We start from the raw sequence: 12,254 nt of genomic DNA, 5'->3' as shown, positions 1-12,254 counted from the left end.
AAGTATAGAACTATAGTTTGAGTTATCATTGATACTAAAGATACTCATATTTATTCCTTTGATTTTAGAATTGTTCTGCCTTCAAATCTAAATATCTTAATTAAATATAAGCAAGAAGTGTTCCAAATTTTAAATAAAAAACAAAATTAGCACCCTAAAAAGCATAAAAATTTAATAGTAAAATAATCAAAATTGCTTATTTTATATTAAATTTTAGAACACTCTATTGTTTTTCCATTATAGACAACCATTTGTTGATTAAAATTGCTAAATTTGGGAATATATGCATATCCACTTAAAGGATCGATCACAATACAAACTTGATGTTTAAATTTAGAAGTTAAACGAATGATGCAATTTTTACCACTTTTTGCTAAAGTTTTATCATAAACACTTTTAGAATTTTTAAGTGGAGAATATAACCTTCCCAATTTATCAAAAACAATTCTTGTAGAACCACTACAAGATCCTTTAAAATCAACCTTTTCTATATCGAAAGTTTTAAAAACATTAAATCTTTTAGTTGCTTTTTTATCATCTTTATCGATCACTCCGCTTTGTCCTGAATTCATCAATTTTTTAGGATTTAAGATATCTATAGCAATTTCTCTATCGATATTAATATCTGTTTTACCTAAATTCGCATTACCATCACCATTTTTATCTAAAAAAATAGTGTAAGTTTGTTCGTAATCAGTCGCGGCGGATTTGATAAAATAGAGTTGCCATCTACTTTTATACCATTCTTTTTTAGCCACTGCGAAATCTGAATTTCTAAAACTTTCTTGTATCATAGCTAAGTTTCTAACATAGTATATATCGCTAAGAATCTGTTTTGCACCTAACATTAATCTATCTTTTTTTATATTGATATTAGTTATAGAAATAATAATACCTAAAATAAAAATAACCAAAACAAGCTCTATAAGTGTGAAAGCTTTACTTGTAAGTTTTAACTTGATATTTCTTTTCAAACTTGCCTAGCTTAATTTTTATTATTTTTTGATCTTTATTGTTTTCTTTATTATTTTTTACACTGCTTAAATAAAAAGTATTGCTTTCTTCAATCCCGTAAAATTTTAATCTTTTTTGCAAAACATCAGAAGCTCTGATCGCAAAAATATTTTGCTTTTTTAATTCTTGACTTAATTCTTTAGCGAAATGGTAATTATTTGCAAAGTGCCGTTTAGGATTTGAAACAAAATAATATAAAAATTGATTTCCTATGATAACAAAATAGCAAAATAACAGAAAAATCGCTGTGCATTCTATAAAGATTTTATATTTCAATCTAAACACAGGCAATCTTACGCGATAGCTTTCCATAAGAGTTTTTATTAACAAAGGAGTGCAAATAACACAAAAAGGTAAAAAATCTTCCAAATAAAGTTTTTGTCTTAAAGAAAATAAAGAACAAAAAATAAAAGTGGTACTCATTAAAAACCAAAGTAAACTTTTGTTTTCTTTAAACATCAAGCGATAAATTACATAAAAAAAATAAATAAAAACAAGCGGAGAAAAACAAGCGGAGAAAATTCCTAAAGTATCTAAAAAATATCCTCTTGGACGACCTCCTACATCAAAACCATAAAAACTGACATTAATTCCAAAAAGAATAAGAGATAAGCTTAATAAAATAAATTCTTTTTTATAAATTCCAAAGAAGAAAAAGGTTAAAAATAAAATATTAAAAGATTGATCCACACATAAAGCTAAAATTAAAAGGGGATAAAGTAGCCATTTTTTTTGGTATTCATAAGCACAAAGTATTGCAAGGGTTAAAAAAATAACTATAGAAGCTTCATTAACCAATAAAGCGCTTGCAACAGTTCCAGGAAGTAAAATAAAAAGCAAAAGAGATAAAAAAGTATCAAAATCAGTTTTTGTATATTTTTGTGCTAATTTATAAAGCAGTAAGCAACTTAAAAAATGAAAAAATAAAATAGGAAGCCTCAAGCCAAAATCATTTTGTCCAAAAATAAAAGTTCCAAAATGAGTTATATAGTAAAGCAAATTATAAGAAAATACTAAAAATGAACCTTTTTCTCCAAAATAAATTTCAGCTTCATCATTGCTAATGCTTAAAGTTGAAATCCCATAAATAAGAGCTGCTAGATCAAAAAGCAATAAAGCAATAAAATAAGTATTTTTGACTTTTTTCATGAATTTAATTCTAGCAAATAAATCTTAAATTATAAATTTAGTTTAAAATTGATATTATATCTATAATTGAGCCAAGTTATATAAATATCTTTAGTTTTATTTAAGGTTAAAATGCAATCTATTACTAACACCTACTCGGCTAAAATTGAAATTAAAAAATCGACTTTTTTAGCTTTTCTTTGTCCTTATGATGACTTTGAAAATTTATTAAAAAATCTAAAACAAGAACATCTAAAAGCAGTTCATTTTGTCTATGCTTATAGATACTTAAATGATTTAAATCAGATCGTAGAAGATAAAAGCGACGATGGTGAACCAAAAGGAACTTCTGGAATGCCTTCTTTAAATGTTTTAAGAGGTTTTGAGCTTGTAAATGTAGCTGTGATTATAGTAAGATACTTTGGTGGAATAAAACTTGGCACAGGTGGTCTTGTGAGAGCTTACAGCGATGCGGTTAATGAAGTCGTTTGCAATTCTATTTTAATCCCTTTTGAGATTAAAAAACATATGCAAATCCTAATAGACATAAAAAATCTTAGACGCTTTGAATATTTTTTAAACACTCATTCTTTAAATTTCAAGCGTGAATTTAGTAATGAAAAAGTGATTTTAAAATTTGATTTAAACGATGAAGAAGAGCAAAAATTTGAAAATTTTTGCAAAAATTTTGCACCTTTTGAAATAGAGAAAAATATTTTATAAAGCCCCAAAAATGGGGCAAAAATCAAATTGCTTTGAGTAAGTCATTTAATAGTTTGCTATTTTGCTCGCTTGCATCTTGATTTAAAAGATCATTGTGCACACTTGCACTTTGAGATCTTAAAGAAAGCTCTCCTTCGTTTTGTCTAAAGCGATAAGCATACATATTTGACATTTGCGCATAAGCACTTGGAGAATGATTTGAATTAGAACTTTGATCACTCTTTTGAGTATCTAAATTCTGTGATGTTTCATTCTCACCTAATTTATCTAAAAGACTAGTGAAATCAGAGTTAGAAGAATAATCTTCAACTTCTTTATCCACCTTCTTATACTGACCACTAATAGCATCGTATTCATACGAGCTTATGGTTTTGTAATTTACTTGCATAACTTTCTCCTTTCAAAATATGCAAAAATTATACAAGCAAAAATCGTTCCTTTTTTAATCAATCGTGGTGAGTTGGCACATATTCCATATCAATTTCGCGATTTGCTATAAAATTTTCCTTAGCTTTTTTGCAATTTTCATCACGCATTTTTCTATATTCATTGCGTATCGTAATTTCTTTATCGCTTAAAGGCCTGTCTTCTAAAAAACTGATATGAAAATAGGTATCATCGGGCTTAGAATAAGCCTTGTAAAAATCGATATAATCAAAATAATCTTTCCCATTGTCAAATTCTACGACTTCTTCGATATAAATCGTTGGACCAAAACCTTTATGATTTTGGGTAAAATGCCCAAAACCTGCACTGTATTGAATTCTAAATTTAGCCATTGTTTTCTCCTAAAAATTCTTCATAATTTCCTCTAAAATCTAAAAGCTTTCCATCTTTTAGTTCCCAAATTCGATTGGCAAAAGAACTGATGAGTTCTCTATCGTGGCTTATACAAAGCACTACACCTTGAAAATTATATAAAGCTTCGCCTAAGGCAATAATGCTTTCAAGATCAAGATGGTTATCAGGTTCATCTAAAAGTAAAAAATTTGGACGCTCTAGCATAAGACGAGAAAGCATCAAGCGATGTTTTTCACCTCCACTTAAATTCGCGGCCATTTTTTCTTGATCGCTTCCGCTAAAAAGCATTCTTCCTAAACACTTTCTAATTTCGTCCAAATCTTTAAATTTTTCACTCATAAGCCATTCGTAAAGCTTTAAATTTTCATTGATGATATTGCTCGTATCTTGTGGAAAATATCCAAGCTCTATAGTTGCACCTAAATGCAAATTACCGCTATCTGGAGTAATAGCATTTGTAATAATTTTTGCTAAAGTTGATTTGCCCACACCATTTGCTCCAATTAAAGCAATTTTATCATTTTTTTCTATCTTAAGTTCTAAATTTGAAAATAAACTATACTCATAAGCTTTAGAAATTCCCTTAAGTTCTAAAACTTCATTGCCAATCTCTCTTCCTAAGCGAAAAACTATACTAGGATCCCTACGACTTGAAATTTTAATTTCTTCAAGCTCTAATTTTTCAAGTGCTTTAGCCCTACTTGTAGCTTGTTTTGCTTTAGACGCATTCGCACTAAAACGGCGGATAAAATTTTCTAATTCTTCTCTTTCTTTTAAAGTTTTATCACGCTTTAGTTCAGCTTGTTTTGCTAAAAGCGTTGAAGCCATATACCAGTCATCATAATTTCCAGCAAAATCTCTAATTTGCTTAAAATCAACATCTAAAATTCTTGTGCAAATTTTATTAAGAAAATGCCTATCATGAGAGATCACTACCAAAGTTCCCTCGTGTCTTAAAAGTTCATTTTCAAGCCAAGAGATTGCCTCTAAATCAAGGTTGTTTGTAGGCTCGTCCAAAAAAAGCACATCCGCACCTAAAAACAACACTTGTGCAAGTAAAACTTTAAATTTATCCGCACTTTGCAAAGTACTCATTAAAGCATTAAAATCTTTGATTTTTAAAGAACTTAAAATTTTTTCACAACGCGTTTCGCAATCGTAATTTGGATCCTCTTCAGCCGTTATCATCTCAAGTTCGCTTAAACGTTCATTGATTTCATCAGTAAATTCTTCACTCATATAAAGCTTTTCTTTTTCTTTTAAGGCCTCATATAATCTTTTATTGGCACACATAACCGCATCTTTAATGGTATAGTTTTCAAAAGCAAATTGATCTTGCCCTAAAACTGCGATCCTTAAGCCTTCATCAAAAACGACTTCGCCGCTACTTGACTCTATTTCACCTGAAAGAATTTTTAAAAAAGTTGATTTTCCAGCACCATTAGCACCTATAAGTCCATACCTTTGTCCACGAACGAGTTTTAAATTGACATTTTCAAATAAAAGTTGATTTGCAAAACGCATTGTAAGATTTCTTACTTCAACCATAAAAATTTCCTTAGATTTTTTACTTATAAAAAATTTTTGAGAAATTGTAGCAAAAAAAGCTTGATTTTAGTTTGATTGGAATTTAGAGCAATGTTTTATTGCTCTAAAATATAAATGATTGAATTAACGCATAATAATATTTGTAATTTTTACTTTATGCGAATTTAAAATTTCATATGCAATTGTAAAAAAACCTTTATCTCCCATTACTTTTGCATCTACAATAGCAAGGCATTCATTATCGCGAATCTTTTCAAATGAAGATATGGAATTAATCTCTACCATAGCACCAGGGTATTCTTTGGCTTTTTCAAGATATTCTTCATAATCAACACCCATTCCTTTTAAACCACTAGAATCATAAACATTTTGCAAAATTTTATCCTTAAGGATATTTTTTAAATTTTCAACCACCAAAAAGCTATTGCACTCACCGACAGATTGTGCATTTAAAACTGCACAACCTAAAAACAATAATAAAATCATTTTTCGCAACATTGTTTTCCTTTAGTTAGATTTTTGTATTAAAGCACCATTTTTAAACTCTTGCTCTTTAATAACTGCTCCATTTTCATAAGTTCTAAATATCCCATCTTTAGTGCCATTTTTATAGTTTCTTTCACTACGCAAAGAGCCATCTGCATTATAAAATTTTTGCAAACCATCTTCTTTGCCTTCGTTATTATAATTTTCTTCTTTTTTTAAATTTCCATCTTCGTAATACTCTTTAAAACTACCCACATATCCTTTTCCGTTGGATGAAAATTTTCCTTCAACTTGTAATTTCCCATTAGGAAAATATCCTTTAAACTCTCCAACTTTTTCGTTGTTTTTATAATTAAGTTCAGCCATAAGCTGTCCATTTTCATAATATTCTTTGCTTATTCCTTCTTTCTTTCCATTTTTATAGTTTTCTTCACTTTCTAATTGTCCTTCGGGATAAAAGGTTCTTTTTACTCCATGAATTCTTGACTCTTTATTATAAGGAATTTCTTCCTTTAAATTTCCATTGCCGTATTTTGTTTGCTGAACTCTAACGACATCACTTGGCTGACCTGGAAAATCACTTCCACAACCAACTAAAAATAATACTAACGCAATAAAATATAAAAATTTTTTCATTTTTTCTCCTTATTTTTTTCTTCTCTTATAATAATAGTTTGTTTTACTCCGCTCACAAATGACCAAATTAAGCACACTATCCAAACGATTATGGTCCAGCCTAACAAAAAATTAAGCAAAGATATAATCAACCAATTTGAATGTTTCCTGCATAAAGCTATGACTGCAGGCAACATATATAAAACTATCAGTAAAAAACCTGTAAAAGTTCCAAAATCTTCAGCATTCACAAAGTAAAATTTCTCCTTTCTTTGAAAATAGAATTACTAGTTAAAAAATTTAAAACAATAATCACTGCATAAGATTAAAAATTTTGTCAAAATTTTGTTTGCGAAGTTTTTTACCCACTAAAAACATATCCACAATCCACCAAATCCAATTTGCAAAACCAAAAATAAAATAACAAATCGCAAAAAAAGTACTTTCAAGCATAAATAAACCACAAATAAAACCAACTAAACTAAGCCCTAAACGAACACATCCTAGTGTCATATCGCCTATCATGAAACGTCCTACTCCAAAAGCACCAAATAAAAAAGTCCCTACCCAAAAGACTAAAGCTGGACTTTTTAACCCAAGCATAGGAAGATTGCTTACAACTTCTTGTTGTTTGCTTTCACTTAAGCTTTCAAATTTTTCTTTTAAAGTCATAGCAGATATGCCATCTTTTGGCAATTTATCCTGCACAGAAAAAAGAACATTGTTAAAATCCATAAACTAAACTCCTAAAAAATAAATAAAACTTTGGAATTATTCCACATTAAAACTTAATTAGTATTGAAATATTAAATATTTTTATAATAAATAATTGAATATTTCAAATGTTTTTAATAAAGAAAAACTAATGTAGAATTTTAAAAATTTTTAATAGGGAATAAATGATCAAAAAAACCAAACGCGATATGGCATATGAAATCGATGTTGATGTAAGTACATTATATAACTGGAGAAAATATAAGCCTAATTTATATCGTATCGTAATGCTTGGTTTTAAATTTGATGAACTCTTAGAAAAACAGAAAAAAGATTACGAAGAACTTCTTAAAATGGATCAAAAAATTCAAGAAGAACTCTCTAAATTTAATAAAGACTAATTTTTAAGCTTTTTTATATAGAGTTCTCATTTTTATTATAAGGTTGATTGATGTTTTTTTTAGATTTTTTGACTTATTTTAGTTTGATTTTTGAATTTTTAGCACTATTTTTAGCTTTTTATTTTAAAAACACACGTATATTTTTTATCACTCTTGCTTTACTTGTATTACATTTGCCTTATTTTTTTAGCAGTGTCTTTCAAGCTCATTTATTTGTTTCTTTGTTTTTGCCTTTAATTTTTATTTTGCTTTGTGTAAAAAAAATATCTAATAACATTTTAGAAAAAGCTAATATTAGCTCTTTTGCAATTATAATTTTTATAGGAATTTTAGGTTTTATTCTTCCAAACAATACAAATTTTAACGCAAGTAGCTTAGACTTTCATCTAAATATACCTTTTTTTAGTCCTATTAGCGATCTAGCTTTTTTATTTTTTGTTATCTTTGGTTTAGTTTTGATCATACAAAGCTTTAAAAGAAAAGAATATTTTCTTCTTTTAGCTTTTATTAGTGCAAATTTTCAATTTTTATTTGATTTTTTTTGTAGTGTTAAATACTTTGAATTTGCTAGCTTGTTTTTTTGTTTTTTGATTTTGCATAAAAGCTATAAAATTTTATTTTTTGATCCGCTAACAAAGTTGCCCAATGAAAAAAAATTAATACATTATATAAAAGGAAAAAATCACTACATCATAGCTTTGCTTCATTTTAGCGAACTAGAATACACTCAAGAATCTTACACTAAACTCATCTTAAAACAAATTGCTAAAATTTTAAAACGTTTTAAGGCGAAGATTTTTATACAAAACAATGATTTTGTTCTCATTTTTAATGATAATAACGAAGCTTTAAGACATTTAGGATTTTTAGAATCTCTTTTAAAAAATACAGAATTTAAATTAGAAAATGAAAGTTTTAAACCGGAATTTAAGATTATTTGGAAGAAAAAAGAAGGAAATTTAACTCAAGATTTAGAAAGCCTAAGAGCAAAACTCTAAGGCTTAAAAATTACTTTTCATTTGCTTCAACTTCAATACTTAAGTTAATATCATCTCCTAAAGTGATAGTTGAAGTTCCTGAGGCAAATTTAAAATCAGAACGTTTGATTTTTCCATTTAAAGAAAATCCTACTTTTTCTTTACCATCTTTACCTTTAGCCACTCCTCCAATTTCAGTATCTAAAACAATTTCTTTTGAAACTCCAGCTATAGTTAGAATTCCGGTCATTTTACCTTTTTCATTATTGATCTTTTTGTATTTTTTCATCACAAAAGTCATATCAGGATATTTTTTTGCTTTAAAAAAATCATCTTGTCTTAAATGATTATCTCTAGTTTGATTTTCTGTATTTACAGACTCAACTTTAATTGTAGCCTCAAGCTTTTTAAATTCGGCACTTTTAGGATCAAAATCAATCACGGCACTATAATCTTTAAAATTACCTTTTACATTACTAATTTGTAAATGTTTGATTTTAAAACCTACATCAGTATGTGCTTTATCTAAAGTGTATTCTTTAGCAAACAAACCTGTACTCAATAAAGCCACAGCAACAAATGAGCTTAATAAAATCTTTTTCATTTTTTTCCTTTTTAAAATAATTTTACACAAAGCAATTTTATTTTAAAAAAAATAATCAATAATTAATATCAATTTAAAATACTAGTTAAAAATTTTACAAATTCATCAAAGCTTGGCAAATTTAACTCTTTGACTTCTCTTTGCTGTTTTCCCCACATACATTCAGGAAAATAAGCATCATCTTTAAAACGTGCCATTATATGAAAATGAACCCTTGGAACATAATTTGCAAAGGAGGCAATATTAATTTTTTCAGGCTTATAAAATTTTATCATTGCTTTTTCGCAAAGCAGAATTTTTTCAAAAAGTTCTTTTTGCAAATTGCTAGGACAATCACTTAATTCTTTGTAGGGCTCATTTGTAAAAATTTTAATCCAAGGAATTTGCGAGTTTTCTTTCTCTATATAAATTAAATCATTTTGGTAAATCATTTTTTTCTCACTCAAAATTTAATTTTTAAGAATATTTTACTAAAAATTTATTTAATTTTTAAGTCAAAATAGTTAAAATTTTTGCAAGAAATTTATTGATTTAGGAGGATATGATGCAAATTAGTTCAAATTATACTTCGTATTATCAGCTTAGTAATCCTTCTAAAGAATCAAAAAATAATTTTACACAAACAACAGATAGTGATACCTCTAAAGACGAGGATAAAAAAACTACAGATAAACAAACTCAAATGATAAATGGCATCGAGCTTGACGCCAAACAAGTTCAAGAAGTTCGAGAACTTGAAAAAACAGATAGAAATGTTAAAGCTCATGAAGCAGCGCATCAAGCTGCTGGTGGCGGATTAGCAGGAGCTGCAAGTTTTACCTATACAAGAGGGCCTGATAATAAAATGTATGCTACCGCTGGCGAAGTTCCTATAAAAATGCAAAAAGGAAAAACTCCGGAAGAAACTATAGCTAATGCGCGTCAAATTGTAGCTGCAGCAATGGCCCCTGCAGATCCTAGTCCACAAGATTATAAGGTAGCTGCAAATGCTACAAAAATGGAATTTGAAGCAAGAGCAGAGGCGATGAAAATAAAAGCGGAGGAAAACAAGGAAAAAGAAGAGGAAAATAAAGAAAAAACAGAGGAATATAGTTCTGATAAAAATTCAGATTCGTCTAAAAATTCCAAACAAAACTCTTTTGGGGCTAATTTCAATCAAGAATTTAAAAATTTTGTAGCTAAAGTTTATCAGCAAAATTCACAAAATAATTATATAAATTTCAATATCGCTTCCTAAACCTTAATATTCACACTTCTATGTTTAGTTTTAGAACTTAATTTACTAAGATGATTGGTATTAGAGTTGGAATTGTTATCATTAGAATTAGAATTATCATTGCTATTAGAATTGTTATTTGTATTGTCATTATCTATTTTTACATCAAAAAGAATTTCTAATTCTTTTGCTAAATCAAATTTATTTTCAAGAAGTTTTTTTATGAGTTCATTTCTTGTATTGTCATCTTTATAAGTTTTTTTGTTTTTACTTTCTGCTTGGATGGGTTTGAAGGGTTTATCTTTTGTTTGATTAGTTTCATTGGTTTGTTTGGTTGTAATATCATCATGCAAAAGCATTTTATCACCTATAGCTACTTCATACTCTTTTACAAATTCATCATGTCTTTTTTTAAAATCCATATATTTAGTTTTAAATTCTTCCAAACTTAAATCTTGATCTCTTATGAGTTCTCTATATTCATCTCTAAGATCAGATGCCTGTTTGATTATATCATGACCAAGATTATACATTTGAGCATAATTAAGAAACATCCATGATTTTATTTCTTCATCTATTGGATCCCACTTTTCAGATTCTTCGCCAAAATTTTTAAGAGGAGATTTTTCAATTTTATTTGGATCTTTGAGTTTATTTTTATTCATAAAAGCATTAAAACTTTTCATTTCTTGTTCGCTAACGCTTTCATCAAAACCAAAGATTTTCGTATTATACTCAAATTTCTTTCCACGATAAGGAAGAGCACCATCTCCTGTTATAAAAGTATGTCCATGTATGTTGGTTGTTGTTATAATATCTTCTTCTTTAGTTTCTTGTTTATTTTTAGAATTTAAAGTATTTGTATAGTAATTATAATTTGAGTAAGAATTTATACTGTTTATCATAAATTTCCCCTATTATCTTATATTCCATCCACCAAGATAATTTTCTAATATTTCTTTATATCTTGAACTAATTTCTTTAATCACTTTGTAATTATTTAAAACAGGGCTTGAATGCACTCTATACCAAGAACCTAACTGTTCATTAATTACAGCTACACCATAAGAAAAATATACAAATCTTTTTCCTGAATTAGATATACCTATATTTCTTTTTACTGTATATCCAAGAAAATTATGATATGGATCGTCACCCACTATACTCATAGTTTCCCAAAGTCTTCTTTGACTTTCATATGTATGTTTTCCATTGACTTTACAATTCGTAGTTTCCGGACCACACATTCCACCAAACTGAATAAGTCCTTGTCTATTCCAATAGTATTCATCACCATTGCTATCGTGAAATAAGGTTAATTCTGTCTCCCAATTAGGTCTAGCAAAAGCTATAACTTCATTATTCCCAAGATTATATACATAAGTTTTATACCCACCCTTAACATCTTTCATCTCATTAAGACTAAGAACTTTAACACCTGCACTATTATCACTGAGTGCACCATTACTGACTTTAGCTAAAAAATCATCCCCAAAGGCAAAACTTACCAATAAAGCACCTAAAGTTGCAATACTAAGTAACTTTTTGATCATAATTTACCCCTTCTATGTAAAAATATAACATAAACTATTTTATCATAAATGATAATTTTAAATCAAATTTTTAAAAGTCTTAATTTGTAGAGATTTGAATAATATTTATAATGAATTTTAGAGTTTTAAAAGTTTTTTATTTTTTAATATATTTTCATGATAATTGTGTAAATTGGTAATATTATTTATATCAATAAAAAATAATATTCACTTAAATTCTAAAAAGATTAAAACTCTAAACTCTTATATCAACTTTTCTTTGTTCAGCTAGTCTTTTTGCTTTTCTTTGTTTTTCTAAACGTTCCAATTGTTCTTTTTGAAATTTTTCTATATCTTCAAACATTTGGGATATAGGATCTTTGTAGTTTTGGTTGTTTGTATCTATATCGTTAATTTCTGCTCCTTGAACTACAACTTCATCACTAAGTTTGAGATTAAAACTATTCATAGCTTTTCTTACTTCTTCTTCACTCA

General features: G+C 27.8%; 18 protein-coding genes. 4 read left to right on the top strand and 14 right to left on the bottom strand.

The window, feature by feature from the left end:
* Positions 1-206: 206 nt before the first annotated feature.
* Positions 207-974, bottom strand: coding sequence for a prepilin-type N-terminal cleavage/methylation domain-containing protein (locus CQA69_RS08170; RefSeq protein ID WP_137621290.1), 768 nt, complete (start codon positions 972-974; stop codon positions 207-209).
* Complete coding sequence (locus CQA69_RS08165; protein WP_137621289.1) at positions 940-2,163, bottom strand: glycosyltransferase family protein; 1,224 nt, start codon at positions 2,161-2,163, stop codon at positions 940-942. The genes CQA69_RS08170 and CQA69_RS08165 overlap by 35 nt, the downstream gene beginning before the upstream one ends.
* A gap of 111 nt (positions 2,164-2,274) precedes the next feature.
* Here CQA69_RS08165 and CQA69_RS08160 point away from each other — a divergent pair, with 111 nt between their 5' ends.
* Positions 2,275-2,865, top strand: a complete 591-nt coding sequence (locus CQA69_RS08160) for an IMPACT family protein (protein ID WP_137621288.1) — start codon at positions 2,275-2,277, stop codon at positions 2,863-2,865.
* 22 nt (positions 2,866-2,887) lie between these two features.
* On the opposite strand, the gene CQA69_RS08155 is transcribed toward CQA69_RS08160, so the two are convergent.
* From CQA69_RS08155 to CQA69_RS08125, 7 genes are all read right to left on the bottom strand, one after another.
* On the bottom strand, positions 2,888-3,253 hold the full coding sequence (locus CQA69_RS08155) for a hypothetical protein (RefSeq protein WP_137621287.1): 366 nt from the start codon (positions 3,251-3,253) through the stop codon (positions 2,888-2,890).
* A 58-nt stretch (positions 3,254-3,311) separates the two neighbouring features.
* The gene (locus CQA69_RS08150) at positions 3,312-3,644 is read right to left on the bottom strand and encodes a hypothetical protein (protein ID WP_137621286.1); all 333 of its coding nucleotides are present in this window, start codon (positions 3,642-3,644) and stop codon (positions 3,312-3,314) included.
* Positions 3,637-5,214 (bottom strand): ABC-F family ATP-binding cassette domain-containing protein, encoded by a 1,578-nt coding sequence (locus tag CQA69_RS08145; protein ID WP_137621285.1) that lies wholly within the window; start codon positions 5,212-5,214, stop codon positions 3,637-3,639. Before CQA69_RS08145 ends, CQA69_RS08150 begins: the two co-directional genes overlap by 8 nt.
* Before the next feature lie 123 nt (positions 5,215-5,337).
* Entirely contained in the window at positions 5,338-5,712 is a 375-nt protein-coding gene (locus CQA69_RS08140; protein WP_137621284.1) for a hypothetical protein, read from the bottom strand.
* Positions 5,713-5,721: 9 nt separating this feature from the next.
* Entirely contained in the window at positions 5,722-6,336 is a 615-nt protein-coding gene (locus CQA69_RS08135; protein WP_137621283.1) for a toxin-antitoxin system YwqK family antitoxin, read from the bottom strand.
* Entirely contained in the window at positions 6,333-6,566 is a 234-nt protein-coding gene (locus CQA69_RS08130; protein ID WP_212741633.1) for a superinfection immunity protein, read from the bottom strand. Before CQA69_RS08130 ends, CQA69_RS08135 begins: the two co-directional genes overlap by 4 nt.
* Positions 6,567-6,627: 61 nt before the next feature.
* Positions 6,628-7,050: a hypothetical protein gene (locus tag CQA69_RS08125; protein WP_137621282.1), complete on the bottom strand. Its 423-nt coding sequence runs from the start codon at positions 7,048-7,050 to the stop codon at positions 6,628-6,630.
* Between the two features lie 164 nt (positions 7,051-7,214).
* Here CQA69_RS08125 and CQA69_RS08120 point away from each other — a divergent pair, with 164 nt between their 5' ends.
* Positions 7,215-7,430, top strand: coding sequence for a transcriptional regulator (locus tag CQA69_RS08120; RefSeq protein ID WP_137621281.1), 216 nt, complete (start codon positions 7,215-7,217; stop codon positions 7,428-7,430).
* 50 nt (positions 7,431-7,480) lie between these two features.
* Positions 7,481-8,428, top strand: coding sequence for a hypothetical protein (locus CQA69_RS08115; RefSeq protein WP_137621280.1), 948 nt, complete (start codon positions 7,481-7,483; stop codon positions 8,426-8,428).
* A gap of 10 nt (positions 8,429-8,438) precedes the next feature.
* On the opposite strand, the gene CQA69_RS08110 is transcribed toward CQA69_RS08115, so the two are convergent.
* Together CQA69_RS08110 and CQA69_RS08105 are read right to left on the bottom strand one after the other, a co-directional pair.
* Positions 8,439-9,011 carry a YceI family protein gene (locus CQA69_RS08110; protein WP_137621279.1) on the bottom strand — a complete coding sequence of 191 codons (573 nt, stop codon included), beginning with the start codon at positions 9,009-9,011 and terminating at the stop codon, positions 8,439-8,441.
* Between the two features lie 68 nt (positions 9,012-9,079).
* Complete coding sequence (locus CQA69_RS08105) at positions 9,080-9,442, bottom strand: HIT family protein (RefSeq protein ID WP_137621278.1); 363 nt, start codon at positions 9,440-9,442, stop codon at positions 9,080-9,082.
* 113 nt (positions 9,443-9,555) lie between these two features.
* Between CQA69_RS08105 and CQA69_RS08100 the strand changes: the two genes are divergently transcribed.
* Positions 9,556-10,248, top strand: a complete 693-nt coding sequence (locus CQA69_RS08100; protein ID WP_137621277.1) for a putative metalloprotease CJM1_0395 family protein — start codon at positions 9,556-9,558, stop codon at positions 10,246-10,248.
* On the opposite strand, the gene CQA69_RS08095 is transcribed toward CQA69_RS08100, so the two are convergent.
* From CQA69_RS08095 to CQA69_RS09005, 3 genes are all read right to left on the bottom strand, one after another.
* Positions 10,245-11,132 (bottom strand): hypothetical protein, encoded by an 888-nt coding sequence (locus CQA69_RS08095; protein WP_246023139.1) that lies wholly within the window; start codon positions 11,130-11,132, stop codon positions 10,245-10,247. The genes CQA69_RS08100 and CQA69_RS08095 overlap by 4 nt on opposite strands.
* A 12-nt stretch (positions 11,133-11,144) precedes the next feature.
* Positions 11,145-11,780 (bottom strand): hypothetical protein, encoded by a 636-nt coding sequence (locus tag CQA69_RS08090; protein WP_246023138.1) that lies wholly within the window; start codon positions 11,778-11,780, stop codon positions 11,145-11,147.
* A gap of 235 nt (positions 11,781-12,015) precedes the next feature.
* Positions 12,016-12,254 (bottom strand): hypothetical protein (locus tag CQA69_RS09005; protein ID WP_171000367.1); only part of this gene is annotated, 239 nt, incomplete at its 5' end.

This window comes from Campylobacter estrildidarum (assembly GCF_005406205.1).
GTDB classification, from domain to species: Bacteria; Campylobacterota; Campylobacteria; order Campylobacterales; family Campylobacteraceae; genus Campylobacter_D; species Campylobacter_D estrildidarum.
The sequence above is the reverse complement of the archived record's forward strand: the minus strand, read 5'-3'. Positions and strand labels throughout refer to the sequence as shown.

Coding starts and splice junctions, on each gene's coding strand:
- CQA69_RS08165 (WP_137621289.1), bottom strand. CDS start 2,163: ATGAAAAAAGTCAAAAATACTTATTTTATTGCTTTATTGCTTTTTGAT.
- CQA69_RS08160 (WP_137621288.1), top strand. CDS start 2,275: ATGCAATCTATTACTAACACCTACTCGGCTAAAATTGAAATTAAAAAA.
- CQA69_RS08155 (WP_137621287.1), bottom strand. CDS start 3,253: ATGCAAGTAAATTACAAAACCATAAGCTCGTATGAATACGATGCTATT.
- CQA69_RS08150 (WP_137621286.1), bottom strand. CDS start 3,644: ATGGCTAAATTTAGAATTCAATACAGTGCAGGTTTTGGGCATTTTACC.
- CQA69_RS08145 (WP_137621285.1), bottom strand. CDS start 5,214: ATGGTTGAAGTAAGAAATCTTACAATGCGTTTTGCAAATCAACTTTTA.
- CQA69_RS08140 (WP_137621284.1), bottom strand. CDS start 5,712: ATGTTGCGAAAAATGATTTTATTATTGTTTTTAGGTTGTGCAGTTTTA.
- CQA69_RS08135 (WP_137621283.1), bottom strand. CDS start 6,336: ATGAAAAAATTTTTATATTTTATTGCGTTAGTATTATTTTTAGTTGGT.
- CQA69_RS08125 (WP_137621282.1), bottom strand. CDS start 7,050: ATGGATTTTAACAATGTTCTTTTTTCTGTGCAGGATAAATTGCCAAAA.
- CQA69_RS08120 (WP_137621281.1), top strand. CDS start 7,215: ATGATCAAAAAAACCAAACGCGATATGGCATATGAAATCGATGTTGAT.
- CQA69_RS08115 (WP_137621280.1), top strand. CDS start 7,481: ATGTTTTTTTTAGATTTTTTGACTTATTTTAGTTTGATTTTTGAATTT.
- CQA69_RS08110 (WP_137621279.1), bottom strand. CDS start 9,011: ATGAAAAAGATTTTATTAAGCTCATTTGTTGCTGTGGCTTTATTGAGT.
- CQA69_RS08105 (WP_137621278.1), bottom strand. CDS start 9,442: ATGATTTACCAAAATGATTTAATTTATATAGAGAAAGAAAACTCGCAA.
- CQA69_RS08100 (WP_137621277.1), top strand. CDS start 9,556: ATGCAAATTAGTTCAAATTATACTTCGTATTATCAGCTTAGTAATCCT.
- CQA69_RS08095 (WP_246023139.1), bottom strand. CDS start 11,132: ATGATAAACAGTATAAATTCTTACTCAAATTATAATTACTATACAAAT.
- CQA69_RS08090 (WP_246023138.1), bottom strand. CDS start 11,780: ATGATCAAAAAGTTACTTAGTATTGCAACTTTAGGTGCTTTATTGGTA.